1 rRNA gene and 1 pseudogene are annotated in these 1,259 nt (G+C 75.1%); both read left to right on the forward strand.

The features are described 5' to 3' along the window. A 5S ribosomal RNA gene (gene rrf / locus ACGFJ7_RS34640) occupies window positions 1–88 on the forward strand; the annotation flags it as partial. A 136-nt stretch (window positions 89–224) separates the two neighbouring features. Continuing rightward, window positions 225–1,259 (forward strand): annotated as a pseudogene (locus ACGFJ7_RS34645) (hypothetical protein); the annotation flags it as partial.

Here is a 1,259-nt window from a genome sequence, read left to right on the forward strand (position 1 = left end):
CGGTCTCATTCCGAACCCGGAAGCTAAGCCCTCCAGCGCCGATGGTACTGCACTCGGGAGGGTGTGGGAGAGTAGGACGCCGCCGGACTCAACGTAACCAGCCGAGGGCCGCTCCGAGACGGAGTCGGCCCTCGGCTGCTTTTGTGTGCCCGTCCCCGAGTAACTTTGAGTTTTGAGGCTTGCCCGCCATACCGAGGGCCCGCCGTACCGGAAGGATTTGATCCGTGACTACAGGACCCCAGGACGGCGGCTCCGGCCCCCGCGACGACGACCGCCGGGCCGGCCGCGGCGGTGACCGCGACCGCGGTGGCTTCCGGGGCGACCGGAACGATCGCGGAGACAGAGGCGACCGGGGCGGCGACCGCGGCGGCTTCCGCGGTGGCGACCGTGACCGAGGCGGCTACCAGGGCGGTGGCGACCGTGGTGGTTACCGCGGCGGCTCCTCCGGCGGTGACCGTCCCCAGGGCGGCGGCTTCCGCGGCGGTGACCGTGACCGCGGTGGCTACCAGGGTGGCGGCGACCGCGGCGGCTTCCGTGGCGGCGACCGTGACCGCGGTGGTTACCAGGGTGGCGGCGACCGCGGCGGCTTCCGCGGTGGCGACCGCGACCGCGGTGGCTACCAGGGTGGCGGCGACCGGGGTGGCTTCCGTGGGGGTGACCGTCCGCAGGGCGGTGGCTTCCGTGGGGGTGACCGTCCCCAGGGCGGCGGCTTCCGCGGTGGCGACCGTGACCGTGGTGGCTACCAGGGTGGCGGCGACCGCCGTGGTGTTTCCGGCGGCGACCGGGGTGGCTTCCGCAGCGACCGGCCTCAGGGCGACCGGCCTCAGGGCGGCGGGTTCCGTAGCGACCGGGGCGACCGTCCCTCGTACCAGGACCGTGGTGGCGACCGGGGTGGCTTCCGTGGGGGTGACCGTCCGCAGGGCGGCGGCTTCCGCGGTGGCGACCGTGACCGGGGTGGTTACCAGGGTGGCGGCGACCGCGGCGGGTTCCGGGGCGGTGACCGTCCGCAGGGCGGTGGCTTCCGTGGAGGCGACCGGCCCTCGTACCAGGACCGGGGCGACCGTCCGCAGGGCGGCGGCTTCCGGGGTGACCGTGAGCGCCCGTCGTACCAGGACCGTGGCGACCGGCCCCAGGGTGGCGGCTTCCGCGGCGGCGAGCGGGGTGACCGTCCCTCGTACCAGGACCGTGGTGGCGACCGGGGTGGCTTCCGTGGGGGTGACCGTCCGCAGGGCGGCGGCTTCCGCGGTGGCGACCGTGAC

Source organism: Actinoplanes sp. NPDC048988 (genome assembly GCF_043197815.1).
Taxonomy (GTDB): Bacteria; Actinomycetota; Actinomycetes; order Mycobacteriales; family Micromonosporaceae; genus Actinoplanes.